The organism is Rhizobium sp. K33, assembly GCF_056501445.1.
Genome location: NZ_CP096478.1, coordinates 247,543 through 261,811 on the forward strand (window position 1 = coordinate 247,543; position 14,269 = coordinate 261,811).

Annotated in this window: 10 protein-coding genes and 1 riboswitch; of the genes, 8 read left to right on the forward strand and 2 right to left on the reverse strand. The window is 61.7% G+C overall.

Annotated features, from left to right (window positions below; translation table 11 throughout):
• Nucleotides 1–6: 6 nt before the first annotated feature.
• Together M1E12_RS01150 and M1E12_RS01155 are read left to right on the forward strand one after the other, a co-directional pair.
• Nucleotides 7–1,020 (forward strand): FecR family protein, encoded by a 1,014-nt coding sequence (locus M1E12_RS01150; RefSeq protein ID WP_479563437.1) that lies wholly within the window; start codon nucleotides 7–9, stop codon nucleotides 1,018–1,020.
• 331 nt (nucleotides 1,021–1,351) lie between these two features.
• Nucleotides 1,352–4,036: a hypothetical protein gene (locus M1E12_RS01155; protein WP_479563438.1), complete on the forward strand. Its 2,685-nt coding sequence runs from the start codon at nucleotides 1,352–1,354 to the stop codon at nucleotides 4,034–4,036.
• Between the two features lie 46 nt (nucleotides 4,037–4,082).
• On the opposite strand, the gene M1E12_RS01160 is transcribed toward M1E12_RS01155, so the two are convergent.
• Complete coding sequence (locus M1E12_RS01160; RefSeq protein WP_479564791.1) at nucleotides 4,083–4,307, reverse strand: hypothetical protein; 225 nt, start codon at nucleotides 4,305–4,307, stop codon at nucleotides 4,083–4,085.
• 431 nt (nucleotides 4,308–4,738) lie between these two features.
• On the opposite strand from M1E12_RS01160, the gene kdpF reads away from it, so the two are divergent.
• From kdpF to M1E12_RS01190, 6 genes are all read left to right on the forward strand, one after another.
• A complete protein-coding gene (gene kdpF / locus M1E12_RS01165; RefSeq protein WP_063832233.1) occupies nucleotides 4,739–4,825 on the forward strand; it encodes a K(+)-transporting ATPase subunit F in 87 nt (28 codons plus the stop codon).
• A gap of 14 nt (nucleotides 4,826–4,839) precedes the next feature.
• On the forward strand, nucleotides 4,840–6,549 hold the full coding sequence (gene kdpA / locus M1E12_RS01170) for a potassium-transporting ATPase subunit KdpA (protein ID WP_479563439.1): 1,710 nt from the start codon (nucleotides 4,840–4,842) through the stop codon (nucleotides 6,547–6,549).
• Nucleotides 6,550–6,559: 10 nt separating this feature from the next.
• The gene (kdpB, locus tag M1E12_RS01175) at nucleotides 6,560–8,596 is read left to right on the forward strand and encodes a potassium-transporting ATPase subunit KdpB (protein ID WP_479563440.1); all 2,037 of its coding nucleotides are present in this window, start codon (nucleotides 6,560–6,562) and stop codon (nucleotides 8,594–8,596) included.
• 2 nt (nucleotides 8,597–8,598) lie between these two features.
• Nucleotides 8,599–9,162 carry a potassium-transporting ATPase subunit KdpC gene (gene kdpC / locus M1E12_RS01180; protein WP_479563441.1) on the forward strand — a complete coding sequence of 188 codons (564 nt, stop codon included), beginning with the start codon at nucleotides 8,599–8,601 and terminating at the stop codon, nucleotides 9,160–9,162.
• A gap of 116 nt (nucleotides 9,163–9,278) precedes the next feature.
• The gene (locus M1E12_RS01185; protein ID WP_479563442.1) at nucleotides 9,279–11,966 is read left to right on the forward strand and encodes a DUF4118 domain-containing protein; all 2,688 of its coding nucleotides are present in this window, start codon (nucleotides 9,279–9,281) and stop codon (nucleotides 11,964–11,966) included.
• Complete coding sequence (locus M1E12_RS01190; protein WP_479563443.1) at nucleotides 11,963–12,652, forward strand: response regulator; 690 nt, start codon at nucleotides 11,963–11,965, stop codon at nucleotides 12,650–12,652. The genes M1E12_RS01185 and M1E12_RS01190 overlap by 4 nt, the downstream gene beginning before the upstream one ends.
• 623 nt (nucleotides 12,653–13,275) lie before the next feature.
• Here the strand turns inward: M1E12_RS01190 and ribB are convergent.
• The gene (gene ribB, locus M1E12_RS01195) at nucleotides 13,276–13,914 is read right to left on the reverse strand and encodes a 3,4-dihydroxy-2-butanone-4-phosphate synthase (RefSeq protein WP_479563444.1); all 639 of its coding nucleotides are present in this window, start codon (nucleotides 13,912–13,914) and stop codon (nucleotides 13,276–13,278) included.
• 117 nt (nucleotides 13,915–14,031) lie between these two features.
• A riboswitch (FMN riboswitch) is annotated at nucleotides 14,032–14,176 on the reverse strand.
• Nucleotides 14,177–14,269: the final 93 nt, after the last annotated feature.

A 14,269-nucleotide genomic window follows, 5' to 3' on the forward strand; every position in this document is an offset into this window, starting at 1 on the left:
ATCATCATGCACACAGTGACTGACGACAGGCAGCACGCGGAGTACCGTCATCCTGACGCGATGATCGACCAGGCGCTGGAATGGGTGCTGAAGCGCCAGGCAGGCGAGGTGGATCAGGACGCTCTGAATGCATGGCTGGCAGAGGGTGCGGATCGCGGCGCGGCTCTGGCGAAGGTGATGGCGCTTTACGACTGTCCCGCACTGACCGTTGCGACCGCGCAAACCGCCCCGAGCGGCCAATCCCCCCAAGCCGGGCAGATGGCGGCCATCGCCATCAAGGGAGCAGAGACCGGGAGGCGGCGCTGGCCCTTGCGGCCCCTCGCGCTGGCGGCTTCGATCGCCGCAGCCGTCGCAGTGCCTCTCCTCGGCAGTGACTGGCTCATTGGCCTGGAGGCCGATTATCGCACGGGCGCCGGTGAAGTCGTGGCCATCGATCTGCCGGATGGCTCCCGCATGCAGATGAACAGCCAGACGGCGGTCAGCCTGGATTTTGCAGGCGGTCGAAGGGCGGTGCGGCTTCTCGAAGGCGAGGCCTTCTTCGAGGTGGCGCATGATGCGACCCGTCCCTTCACTGTGACCGCCGGCTACGCCACCGTGAAGGTCACGGGTACGGCATTCGATGTCGCGCGAGGGGACGAGGCGGACGTCGTGCATCTGGAAAGCGGACGCGTGATGCTGATCCATGACGAGGGCGAAGCGGATGAGGTCGAGATGTCTCCCGGCCAGACTGCCTCGGTCGATCATTCGCAGATCGCCTTCCTCCCTTCATCCGACAATGAGAGCCGCCTTGCCTGGCGCGAGGGCTGGATCCAACTATCGGCCGTGCCGCTGCACACGGCGCTCGCCGAGATCGGCCGCCACACGGATCTCAGCATCGTCACTTTGCCGGGTGCAAGCTTGAATACTCCCGTCAGCGGCAGCTTCCGGATCGACGAGGCCGATGCGGCGATCGCAAGTGTCGTGACCGCTGCAGGCGCGAAGTTCGAACGACTGCCGGGCGGAATCCTATTCATTCACTAAAGCCTCAAGTTTTTTTGTGAGGCCGGCCGGGCTGATGCGTCATCCCCATCAGAGCCCTCGCGCATGATGCGCAGGGGTGGGGTGACAACAGGGTGACAAGGGCTTCCGGCCCGGGATGACGATGGTAGAGCGTAGAGTATCTTCCGGCAGGCGCAGGCTTGCCATGTTCATGGTGTCCACAGCACTGGTTTCGGCTTCGGCCAGTGTGTTTACGGCTTACGCGCAGGACATAGGGTCAAGTCCCGCAGCGACTGCCCCTCGTGCCATATCGATCCCCGCGCAGCCGCTTGATTCGGCGCTCCGGGCATTCACTCGCCAGACAGGTTGGCAGGTGGGCTATGCCGCTGCCCTGGTTGCAGGCCGGACCTCTGGTGCCGTTGCAGGCGAAACAGATCCCCTTTCCGCACTTCGCACGCTCGTGGCTGGTGCCGACATCGAAATCCGTGTGACAGGCGCCCGCACTGCTTCCCTGGTTGGTGCCGAGATCATTGAAGAGTCGGCGGCCGCCGGCACGACCTTGCTCGAGGAAATCACGGTGTCCTCGTCGGGAGGCGGTGTAAAGCTCGGGACAGAGAGTGCCGGAGATACCGGCACGACGGTGCTCGATGCGACGCAAGTGGGGATCCGCACCGACGGCAGCGGCGACGCCAACAGCTTCCTGCGGGGCCTGCCGAATGTTCAATACCAGGACGATACCAGCGACGATGCCGGCGTTGATGGGCAGGATGCGATCAACCTGAAGCCGCTCGAACTCTCGATCTCGGGCGGCCGCACTTACGAGAACAATTTCATCCTCGATGGCATTGCCATCAACACGGTGACGGGCACCGAGGAGATTATCGGACAGGAGCTGGAGAGCAGTACCGACACACCCAACATCGATCGCATATTCGGCCTGCATTCCCAAACCGTCTATGTCCCGTCGAGCTTCGTCGAGAGCGCCACTGTCATAGACAGCAATGCATCGGCAAAATACGGAAACTTCCTCGGCGGTGTCGTCTCATACGAGCTTTCCGATCCGGCCACGGATCGTTGGCGCTATACGGCGGAGGTCGAGTATCAGTCCGATGCTATGGTCAGATATGAGCTTGGCACGGAGGACGGATCAAACCCGTTGGACAAAGCTGCTCCGGAATTCGTCAAGCGCAAAGCCAGTATCTCGGCCACGGGGCCTGTCACGGACAAAATCGCCGTAATAGGCCAGTTCAGCCGATCAACGGCCGCGACGTCGAAGGAGCAGGCCTACAATTACTATTCAAACGTAGTGGATGAAGACAGCCGCAACGACTTCTACCGACTGCAGGTCAACGCCGAAACCGATCTCGGTGATTTCAAGATCGAGGCGGTGAAAACGGACTACTCGCAGAGTTTCCAGTCCGACAACTGGTACAATTACGGCTTTGACAGCGACACCCGGACAAATGCGTTGAAGCTGGAGCACGCCTATGATTTCGACGAGTTCGAACTCGGTGGATTGTCATTCAGCAACGTGAAGCTTGTAACGAAGGCGGTCCATTCGTCGTCCGATACGCTCAACATTCTGGGCGGAAGCGAGGTTCGATCCTATCAGCTGACGGAGTATTCCGGTGGTAGCATACGCTGGACGTCGACAGAGCTTGCCGATTACTGCCAGGTCGAACCGACGAGGACGAACGCTCAGTTCTGCCGCATCAGCAACACGGACGAGAACGAAAGAGGCCAGGGGCAGAAACAGAATTCCTTCTCCCAGGAAATCACGGGCGATGTCCTCGCAGGCAGTTTTCTTCTCGGCTACGGCTATGATCAAATTGTCGCGCATCGCTGGCGGGAGCAGGACTACGTCTACTATACGACCGCAACGACGATCTATGATCGGCGAGCCCTCGGCATCAGCGGCTTCACATGCGCCTCGTCAGAAGTCTGTAGCGCCGAGCAATATGCCAACCTCAAGGCGATCAATCCCGCCTTCGACATCGAGGCCAGTGTGGCCTCGTTCAACAGCTATCTGGAAGTCGATCAGACCTTTGGCTGGCTGACCCTCCGGGGAGGGGTAAGACTGGATTATGATGATTACCAGCAGAATATGAACCTTGCCCCCCGCCTTGTGGGCACGATCTCGCCAACCGAAGATCTGGATATCTCGGGCGGGTACAACCGCTATTACAGTGGCGCCAATCTGGCCTATGCCGTCCGCGATCAGCAACCGCGTACACAGAACTATCGCCGCACGGATACCGGCGGGGTTGTGGGTGACGATTGGACACCGTTCGGGACGACGGGCGTCTATTCAAATTCCGTTTCCGATCTCAACACGCCTTATGCTGACGAATTCACGGCTGCGATCCAGTGGACTGACCCTTGGCTTGATGCGGACTGGCGGTTGCGTTATCTGCGCCGTGAAAGCAAGGAGCAATATGCGTCTGAGTTGATCGCATCCAATACCCGTGCGCTGACCAATGCCGCCTCCGGCAATTACCAGTCGGTCACTGGCGAGTTCTTCAAGGAGCTGCCCGCGCATTGGGTGCCTCAGATGGATGCGGCCGGGCTTTCGGCATCGCTAACTTGGGCCGACCGCAATGTCTCCGCCAACAGCTACTTCTATGACGAGGATGAGCTTGAGGAGCGGATCTATTATAAGGGCGCTTCCTATTCCAAGGCCGGCTTCAACGTCGTGACGGGCAATATGGATATTCCGTTGCGGGCGCAGATCGGATTGTCCGGCAGCTTCTTCGAGGAAAAGCTGAGGCTCGGGATCGCGGCCAACTACAATTTTGCCTATGACGGCGTGTCCGACTCCGGAGACACGATAGAAGTCGACGGCGTCGACCACGAAATATGGGAAGACAAGGCCTTCGATGGTGTGCTGACGGTGGATCTGACCGGTTCCTACAAGTTCGCATCGATCGACGATCACGGCATGACCTTGAACTTCAAGGTGGTCAATCTCTTCAACGAACTCGGAAACGCCACGGCTTCCAACGACAATCCCTGGGTCATCGGCCGCACCCTTTGGGTCGGTGCATCTGCGGAGTTCTGAGACGTCAGGGTAAGGGATCGCCCTCCGGCAAAGAAGCCGTCGCGCTTTACCTCATCTGCGGAAACGAAAGCTCACACTCGAAGCCGTTGCCCCCGTCTTCGAGTATGACGCTCCGAAGATTCATCGCGCCGTTCATCTGCGCCATGAGCCTGTCGACGATGGCAAGGCCGAGGCCGGAACCCGGTTTGCTGGTCTGGCCGCGTTTGAAACGGGTTCGGTAGACATTCACATCGGGATCGAGCGGGACCGGGACGGCGTTGGTGACCGTGATGCGGCCATGGGCCGTCTCGTCAGTCGTGTCAGGCCGCCGGCCGAATAGCCGGCTGCGGAGAACAGATGGGAAATTCCGGCGTGCTCAAAGAGATCCGATGCACTGACCCGGAAAGCTGACAGGAACCTGAACGGCGCTGCGGGGGCCGATAGTGGCTTGGGAAGAGGGAGCCAGGATCAACAGGGAATTACGGTCCGGAGCGGAATCTCTGCGCTTCCGCCAGCCCCTGACGGGCATCCTTATCTTTTCTTTATTCCGCCCGCCGCTCTTCCCAATCGAAGCCTGACGCGGGGTGCCCTTAATCCTGTCCGTGTACCAACAGGAGACACGGGATATGTCCGACTTCATCTTCATCGCGCTCGGCGCCAGCACGCTTCTCGTGCTGGCAGTTTACGCCCGCGCGCTCGACCGGCTTTGAGAGAGGGTTGCAAATGCTTGAACCTCTCTTCGGCCTTTTCGTCGCGCTGGCCCTCGGCGCCTATCTCGTCGTGACGCTTCTGCGTCCCGAGCGTTTCTGATCTGGAGCAGTTCCATGACATCAGTCGGATGGCTGCAGATCAGCCTTCTCTTCCTTGCCGTTCTCATCGCCATCAAGCCACTCGGTCTCTACATGGCCCGGGTGTTTTCCGGTGAGCGGACCTTGCTTTCGCCCATTCTCGGCCGCGTCGAGCATGACCTTTACCGCGTGAGCGGCGTCACCCCTGAAAAGGAGCAGAGCTGGCTCGGCTACACGCTTGCCATGCTTGCCTTTTCGCTCGCCGGCTTCCTGGCGCTCTATGCCATGCTGCGGCTGCAGGCCTATCTGCCGCTCAATCCGCAGGGCTTTGCCGGGATGCCGTCGGATCTCGCCTTCAACACGGCCGTCTCCTTCGTCACGAACACCAACTGGCAGAACTATGGCGGCGAGACCACGCTCAGCCATTTCAGCCAGATGGCGGGGCTGACGGTGCAGAATTTCCTGTCCGCGGCCACCGGCATGGCGATTGCCGTCGCCGTCACCCGCGCTCTTGCCCGCTCGAAGGTTTCGACGCTCGGCAATTTCTGGGTCGATATGACCAGGGCAACCCTCTACGTGCTCTTGCCGATGGCGGTCGTCGTCGCGCTTGCCTTCGTCGCACTCGGTCTGCCGCAGACGCTCCAGGGTTCCGTGACGGCCACGACGCTCGAAGGCGCCAATCAGGTTATTTCGCTTGGCCCCGTCGCATCGCAGGAAGCGATCAAGCAGCTCGGCACCAATGGCGGCGGCTTCTTCAACGTCAACGCCGCCCATCCTTTCGAAAACCCGACGGCTTGGTCGAACTACCTCAACATCTTCGCCATGCTCTCGATCTCGGCGTCGCTCGTCTACACCTTCGGCCAGATGGTCGGAAACCGCCGGCAGGGCTGGGCGCTGATCTCGGCCATGGCGGTCCTGCTCATCGCAGGCGTGGCCGTGACCTATTGGGCCGAAGCCCAGGGCAACACCATCCTGACCGCCATTGGCGTCGATCCGGGGCTCGGCAACATGGAAGGCAAGGAAGTCCGCTTCGGCCAGGCGATGACCGCGCTCTATGCGGCTGTCACGACGGGCCTCTCGGATGGTGGCGTCAACGGCATGCACGGCTCGCTCACCGGCCTCGGTGGTCTCGTGCCGATGTTCCTGATGCAGCTCGGTGAAGTGCTGCCGGGCGGCGTGGGCTCCGGTCTCTACGGCATGCTGGTCTTTGCAATCCTGTCTGTCTTCGTCGCCGGCCTGATGGTCGGCCGCACGCCGGAATTCCTCGGCAAGAAGATCGAGGGTCGCGAGATGAAGTTCGCCATGCTCGCCGTCCTCATCCTGCCGCTGGTGATCCTCGGCTTCACCTCGGTCTCCGCCATGCTCCCCTTTGCTGTGGCAAGCGTCGGGACCGCTGGCCCTCACGGACTGTCGGAAATCCTCTATGCCTACACCTCGGCAGCCGGCAACAACGGCTCGGCCTTTGGCGGCCTCACCGGCAATACGCCCTGGTACAACACCACGCTCGGGATCGCGATGCTGCTCGGCCGCTTCGCCTATATCGTGCCGGTGATGGCAATCGCCGGATCGCTCGCCGCCAAGGTGAAATCACCTGCCTCCGCCGGCACCTTCCCGACTGACGGCCCGCTCTTCGTTGGCCTGCTGATCGGCATCATCCTCATTTTCGGCGGCCTGCAATTCCTGCCCGCGCTGGTGCTCGGCCCGATCGTCGAACACTTCGCCATGCTCGCCGGCCAGACCTTCTAAAGGACCCATCATGTCAAAAGACCAAAAAGCCTCCGGTCTTCTCGACCCAGCGATCCTGTTTCCGGCGATGCGCGATGCCGTCGTCAAGCTCGATCCGCGAAAGCTCCTCCGCAACCCGGTCATCTTCGTGACCGAGATCGTTGCCGTTGTCGTCACGATCCTCTTCGTCCGCGATCTCGTCAGCCAGTCTGGCGGCGCGGGCTTCTCCGGCCAGATCGCCGCTTGGCTCTGGTTCACCGTGCTCTTTGCCACCTTCGCCGAAGCCGTGGCCGAGGGCCGGGGTCGCGCTCAGGCCGACAGCCTGAAGAAGACCAAGTCCGAGCTTGTCGCCCGCCGGCTCGGCGCAGGCGGTGAGATCGAAACCATCCCGGCCTCAAACCTCAAGGTCGGCGACATCGTGCTGGTCGCGGCCGGCGAGCTCATCCCCGGCGACGGCGAGGTGATCGAAGGTGTCGCCTCGGTCAACGAAAGCGCCATCACCGGTGAATCCGCCCCCGTCATCCGCGAATCCGGCGGCGACCGTTCGGCCGTCACGGGCGGCACGCAAGTGCTCTCCGACGAGATTAAGATCAGGATCACCGTCCAGCCCGGCTCCTCCTTTGTCGATCGCATGATCGCGCTCATCGAAGGCGCCCAGCGCCAGAAGACGCCGAACGAGATCGCACTGTCGATCCTGCTTTCGGGCCTGACCTTGATTTTCCTGTTCGTCTGCGTCGCGATCTGGGGCCTTGCCGGCTATTCAGGCACGGTGCTCTCGGTCACGGTCCTGGCGGCCCTGCTCGTGACCCTGATCCCGACCACGATCGGCGGTCTGTTGTCTGCCATCGGCATCGCCGGCATGGACCGCCTTGTCCGCTTCAACGTCATCGCTACCTCCGGCCGCGCGGTCGAAGCCGCCGGCGACGTCGACACGCTGCTTCTCGACAAGACGGGCACGATTACCTTCGGCAACCGCATGGCGAGCGACTTCCTGGCTGCTCCCGGCGTTACCCCGGCAGAACTCGCGGAAGCCGCCCTCATTGCCTCGTTGTCGGACGAAACGCCGGAAGGGCGCTCGGTCGTGGCGCTGGCGACAGGGGAATTCGGCGTGCCGATGCCGAAAGCCGAGTTCGATGCCGTCATCGGCTTCACCGCCGAAACGCGCCTCTCGGGTGTCGACATCGGTCAGCGTCGCCTGCGCAAGGGGGCAGTCGACGCAGTGCTGAAGTTCGCCGGTCTCACCGATCAGGATGCCCCGGCCGAATTCCGCCGCGCCGTCGATCAGGTCGCCCGCACCGGCGGCACGCCGCTCGGCGTTGCCGATGGAGACCGCCTGCTCGGCGTCATCCATTTGAAGGACGTCGTCAAACCCGGCATCAAGGAGCGCTTCGCGGCACTGCGCGCCATGGGCATCCGCACGGTCATGGTCACCGGCGACAATCCGGTGACCGCAGCCGCCATCGCTTCCGAGGCCGGCGTTGACGATTTCCTCGCCCAGGCAACCCCGGAAGACAAGCTCGCCTATATCCGCCGGGAGCAGCAGGGCGGCCGGCTGATTGCCATGTGCGGCGACGGCACCAATGATGCGCCGGCCCTTGCCCAGGCCGATGTCGGCGTCGCCATGCAGACCGGCACCCAGGCCGCTCGCGAGGCCGCCAACATGGTCGACCTCGATTCAAGCCCGACCAAGCTCATCGAGATCGTCGAGATCGGCAAGCAGCTGCTGATGACGCGAGGCTCGCTGACGACGTTTTCGATCGCCAACGACGTGGCCAAATACTTCGCCATCATTCCGGCCTTGTTCGTGGCCACCTATCCGGCGCTCGAAGCCCTCAACATCATGGGGCTGACGTCACCGCAGTCGGCCATTCTGTCTGCCGTCATCTTCAACGCGCTGATCATCGTGGCGCTGATCCCGCTCGCCTTGAAGGGCGTTGCCTACCGCCCATCCGGCGCGGCAGCGCTGCTCCGCCGCAACCTGCTCGTCTATGGCATCGGCGGGCTGATCCTTCCCTTTGCCGGGATCAAGGTCATCGACATCGCCGTCAGCGCTCTTCATCTGGTGTAATCATGCTCAACCATCTCAGACCCGCACTCACCCTCGTCGTCATCATGACCCTGCTCACGGGCCTGGCCTATCCGCTGGCAATCAACGGCATCGCCCAGGCGGTGATGCCCGCAAACGCCAATGGCAGCCTCATCGAACGCGACGGCCAGATCATCGGCTCCGCGCTCATCGGTCAGAATTTCGCCTCTGAGCGCTACTTCTGGCCGCGCCCCTCCGCAACGGCTCCAGACCCCTACAACGCGGCGGCCTCGTCCGGCTCCAACCTCGGTACGACCTCGGTCAAGCTGAAGGATCGTGTCACCGCCGATGTCGCGCGGTTGACCGAAACCGGCATCGCGCAGCCTGTCCCCACCGATGCCGTCACCACCTCTGGCTCTGGTCTCGACCCGCATATCTCGCCGGCCTTTGCGGAAGCTCAGGTGGCGCGCGTTGCGCAGGCGAGGGGGCTCGATCCATCTGCCGTCGCAGCACTTGTCGCGCAACAGATCGAAAATCCCGACTTCGGCGTTATCGGTCAAGCAAGGGTCAATGTGCTAGAGCTCAACCTGGCACTCGATGCCCTCTAGAGCATTTCCTGCGAAATCAGAATCGCCTGCAATGCTCTATCTCTTTGCTTTAACGCAATTCCGAACGCAAAACCGGTTCCCACTTTTGCTGGAATTGCTCTGGATGTGAGACCTGGATGGCGGATGACGACCGCAAGGACGAGAGACGTCCCGATCCCGATGCCCTGCTTGCCCTGGCGGATAAGGACCGCCGGGGCAAGCTGACCGTTTTTCTGGGCGCTGCTCCCGGCGTCGGCAAGACCTATGCGATGCTGTCGCGGGCCAAACGCCTGCAGGCCGACGGCGTGGATCTGGTCGTTGGCCTGGTCGAGTCTCACGGTCGCGGCGAGACCGCAGCACTACTCGATGGGCTCGAGATCCTACCGCGTCGGCGGGTGGCCCATCGCGGCCGCATGCTTGAAGAATTCGATCTCGATGCAGCGCTGGAGCGGCGCCCGCGCATCGTCATCGTCGACGAGCTCGCCCATTCCAACCCCGAAGACAGCCGCCATCCGAAGCGCCATCAGGATATCGAGGAGCTGATATCAGCCGGCATCGATGTCTGGACGGCGCTCAACATCCAGCACCTGGAAAGCCTGGCCGATCTCGTCGCGCAGATCACTGGCGTGACCGTGCGTGAACGCGTGCCGGATGTCGTGCTCAAACGCGCCGACGAGGTTCTGCTCGTCGATCTCGCGCCGTCAGAACTGATAGAGCGCCTCAAGGACGGCAAGGTCTATTTGCCCGAAAGCGCCAATCGCGCTGTCGACCGCTTCTTCCGCCTCGGCAATCTGACGGCGCTGCGCGAACTGGCACTGCGCCGCACCGCCGACCGAGTCGACGATCAGATGGTCGACTATCTCAAGCAGAACGCCATTGATGGTCCCTGGGCCACCGGCGAACGCCTCATTGTCTGCGTCGGCTCCGATCCCCTGTCGGAAAAGGTTGTGCGAGTCGCGAGCCGTTTGGCTTCCGGTCTCAACGCGCCCTGGCTGGTCGTCTCCATCGAGCGCGCCGATTGGGAAGTCGAAACGCCGGAGCGCCTGCAAAAGATCGAGACGCTGTTTCGCCTCGCCGAACAGCTCGGCGCGGAAACGCGGCGTATCATCGGAAATGACTTCGTCGATGAGATCCTGAAGCTCGCCCGCCGGGAACACGCAACCCAGATCGTGATTGGCACGCGCAAGCGGAGCCGCTGGCAGAAGCTCGTCACCCGATCGCTGCCCGATGCCTTGGCCTCCCGGGCCTCAGGTCTTGGCATCCATATCGTGACGCAGGACGGCGCGACCGCCGAACGCGCCCGCCCGTCCATAAGCCTTCCACGAGCCGTGGCGCTCAGACAATCGGCCCTCTCGGCTATCGGTTTTGTCGCCCTGACGACGGCATTGGGCAAGGCGATCGATGTCTTTGTTCAATTGCCGAACATATCCTTGCTCTTTCTACTCGCGGTACTGGGCGCCTCCGTGATCGGCGGCTATGCAGCGGCATTCCTGGCGGCGGTCCTGTCGGCGCTGGCCTATAACTTCTTTTTCATTGATCCCCGCCACACCTTCACCATTGCCGCACCGCACGAGGTCTTCGCGCTCTTCGTCTTTTTTGCGGTGGCCATCGTTGCCGGCGGTCTGGCCTCGCGTATTCGCGAACAGGCCGAGGTCGCGCGGATCCGTGCGACGGCGCTGCAATCGCTCTATGATTTCTCCCGCAAACTTGCGAGCACGGGAAAGGGCGACGACGCGATCTGGCTTGCTGTTTCGCAATTGCAGGCGAGCCTGAAGCGCAAGGTCGTGCTGCTTGTCCCGCGCAAGGGCGATCTCGGCATGGCCGCCGCCTGGCCGCCTGATACGGAACTCGACGTGACGGACATGACCGCAGCCCGCTGGACACACGACAAGCGCGAGCCGGCCGGCCATGGCACGGGCACGCTGCCGAACAGCCGCTTCGAGTTCCGCCCGCTGCTCGGACCCCATGGCATTGTAGGTGTCTGCGGCATCGAGCACACCGGCGACCGGCTCGACCTCAATGCTGAGCGCGCGCTGACCGCCATTCTCGACCAGACGGCGATCGCGCTCGATCGGGCACGTCTGGCCGACGAGACGGTCGAGCAGGCCGCGCGACTGGAAGGCGAACGGTATCGGGAAGCGCTGCTCTCCTCCATTTCCCATGACCTTCGTACTCCGCTGGCCACAATCACCGGCGCCGTTACCGGTTTGCGTCAGCTCGGCGAGCGCATGACGCCTGAGAACCGAGACGATCTCCTGCAGTCGATCGAGGAGGAGAGCGGCCGCATGAGCCGCTTCGTGGCCAATCTGCTCGACATGACCCGCATCGAGGCTGGCACGCTGAAGCCCAAGCAGGATTGGGTGGAAGTCGCCGACGTCGTGCAGTCGGCAGTCGAGCGCACCCGCAAACACGCGCCGGGACGTGTCGTCGAGACGGGTATTGCCTCTGACCTGCCCCTGATCCGGGGTGACAGTGTTCTGATCGGCCAGGTCCTGTTCAACCTCCTGGACAATGCCGTGAAATACGGTGGCGAAGAGCCGGTCAACGTTTATGCCCGCCGAGACGGCAAGGATGTGCTGATTTCAGTCACCGACCTCGGCAAGGGCATTCCGCCTGAGGATCTGGACCGGATCTTCGAAAAATTCTATCGCAGGGGCAAGCCAGACGGTCGCGCACCGGGCACCGGGCTCGGCCTTTCCATTGCCCGCGGCTTCGTCGAGGCGATGGGTGGGCGGATCCATGCGGAAAGCCCGGCTCTCAAGAAGCGGGGCACGCGCATCGTCATGCGGTTTCCCGGAAGTGAAGAGAGGGGCCAGATCAAGTGAACCAGTCCCGTATCCTGGTCGTGGATGACGAACCGCAGATCCAGCGCTTCCTCAAACCGTCGCTGATGGCCGCCGGCTATGAAGTGGTCGAAGCCGGAACAGGCGCGGAGGCGTTGAAGGCTGTCGCCACCCAGGCGCCCGATCTCGTCATCCTCGATCTTGGCCTGCCGGACATGGACGGCAAGGAAGTCATCGCCAGCCTGCGCGGCTGGTCGGACATTCCTATCGTCATTCTTTCGGCCAGAGACCGTGAGAGCGAGAAGATCGCGGCACTCGATCTGGGCGCCGACGATTACATCGAGAAGCCATTCGGGATCGGTGAACTGACCGCCCGCATCCGGACAGCACTGAGACATCGAGGTCGCAGAGACGCCATCCCGACCATCATGGAAATCGATGGCCTGACGATCGATCCCGTCAAACGCCTCGTCTCGCGCGGTGGTGAGATGGTGCATTTGACGCCGAAGGAATACGACCTGCTCCTGCTGCTCGCCCGTCATGCCGGTCGGGTTGTCACGCACCGCACATTGCTGACATCCGTCTGGGGGCCCGCCCACGGCGACGACCTGCATTATCTGCGCGTCTTCATCGGCCAGCTCCGCCAGAAGATCGAACGCGATCCGACCCAGCCCCGGATCGTGCGGACGGAACCAAGTGTAGGGTATCGGATGGCGGAGCAGGAGTAAAACCTGCTACCGGGTCCCCAGCCAATTTTCTTCGAGACCCGTTTCAGCACGACGGATGCCCTGGCGAATAGCAGCCAGAATTGCTCAAGTTGTTGAGAAGGCGTCGCTTTTTTCTGTAAGAAATAGTCGCTGATTTTCGATGACAAACGCACCGAAAATGGCCCGCCTGGAGAACCTGGATTCTCACATGATTTCAGAGGCTTAACAAAATCGCCTTTGATTTCCTTTTGTTTTTCCGTCGCGAGCGACCGTGGATGCCATCTTTGTGCCCTGGCTTTGGGCCGACGTCAACATGGCGGGAGAGCGGCAATTATTTCCGCATCGAAGCGCCGATCTGGATGTAAGCCATCTCCTGATCGCGGTGCAGTGATAGCTTCCGATTAAGTCTCTGCGTGTCGCACGAGTTGAGCATTCCTGAACGTTGGGCGCTGATGATGGAACGTGCACCTTTATCGCGTTGCTAGCCAAAGGATCGGAACGCCAATGAGAGAAGCCGCCAAAGCACTTTTATCGCTTTGGCGGCTCATGTTGTCGTTTGCTAAGCGGTGTCCTGGCCAGGAGCTAGTCCTTTTCCGAGCTCAGACATAGTGAGCAAATGCTTCTTCTAACCGATGGGACGTCCTTTAAGCAGCAACGGCGGGCTGAGATGCGTCTCTACTGACCGCCCTGTAACGGATCAGGTCCTCGATCGAAATCAGCGGGAGACTGTGCAGCTTGCAGAACTCGATCAGATCCGGCAGTCGTGCCATGGTGCCGTCGTCGTTGGCGACCTCACAGATCACGCCCGACGGTTTGGCCCCGATAAGCCGCGCGAGATCGACCGCGGCTTCAGTATGCCCTGCGCGACCCAACACACCTTCCGGATGGGCACGCAGCGGGAAGATATGCCCTGGCCGCGCGAAGTCTTCGGGCTTGGTTGCGTCATTTATCAGCGCCCGGACTGTCGCGGCTCGATCTGCCGCGGAGATCCCGGTGGTTGTCCCGTGGATATAGTCCACCGACACGGTGAAGGCCGTCTTGAGGTACTCGGTGTTGTTCGGGACCATCAGGGGGATGTCGAGCGCATCCAGCCTTTCGCCTTCCATAGCGACGCATACAAGCCCGCGGGCATGCTTCATCATGAAAGCGATGGTCTCCGGAGTCACATAGTCGGAAGCGACGATGATGTCGCCTTCGTTTTCCCGATCCTCGTCATCAACGACGACGACCATTCCCCCGCGCGCGAGGGTCTCCAATGCGTCTTCAATTTTCGAAAGTGTCATTCCAGTGCCTTTCAAGGGTAACCGCGTGAGCGGCCAAAACACGACCTTTCGGTCGCCATTCCATCCCTTGGGCGAACACAGCACGCACGCCTCCCCGACATGGGAAGTCGCAATAGCCGATGCTCTCTTTCATCCGGACTCTAACCGTCGGCTCCGGCATCGCACCGGATCTGCTGCCTTTCACCGAGGTGAAAGCGCTCGCGGGCTCCCGGCAAAGCCGGATACCGCCGGTGGGGAATTACACCCCGCCCCGAGAACATCGTTAAGGTAGGGGAGAAACTACCGGATTTTCAAGGGGAAACTGAGCATTCGCAATAAATTCGGGGGCAGATGTCGCAACAGCCTCAGCCGAAGT

What these genes read in the sequence shown, in the direction of transcription:
- M1E12_RS01150 (WP_479563437.1), top strand. Translation starts at nt 7, where the DNA reads ATGCACACAGTGACTGACGACAGGCAGCACGCGGAGTACCGTCATCCT.
- kdpF (WP_063832233.1), top strand. Translation starts at nt 4,739, where the DNA reads ATGCTTGAACCTCTCTTCGGCCTTTTCGTCGCGCTGGCCCTCGGCGCC.
- kdpA (WP_479563439.1), top strand. Translation starts at nt 4,840, where the DNA reads ATGACATCAGTCGGATGGCTGCAGATCAGCCTTCTCTTCCTTGCCGTT.
- kdpB (WP_479563440.1), top strand. Translation starts at nt 6,560, where the DNA reads ATGTCAAAAGACCAAAAAGCCTCCGGTCTTCTCGACCCAGCGATCCTG.
- kdpC (WP_479563441.1), top strand. Translation starts at nt 8,599, where the DNA reads ATGCTCAACCATCTCAGACCCGCACTCACCCTCGTCGTCATCATGACC.
- M1E12_RS01185 (WP_479563442.1), top strand. Translation starts at nt 9,279, where the DNA reads ATGGCGGATGACGACCGCAAGGACGAGAGACGTCCCGATCCCGATGCC.
- ribB (WP_479563444.1), bottom strand. Translation starts at nt 13,914, where the DNA reads ATGACACTTTCGAAAATTGAAGACGCATTGGAGACCCTCGCGCGCGGG.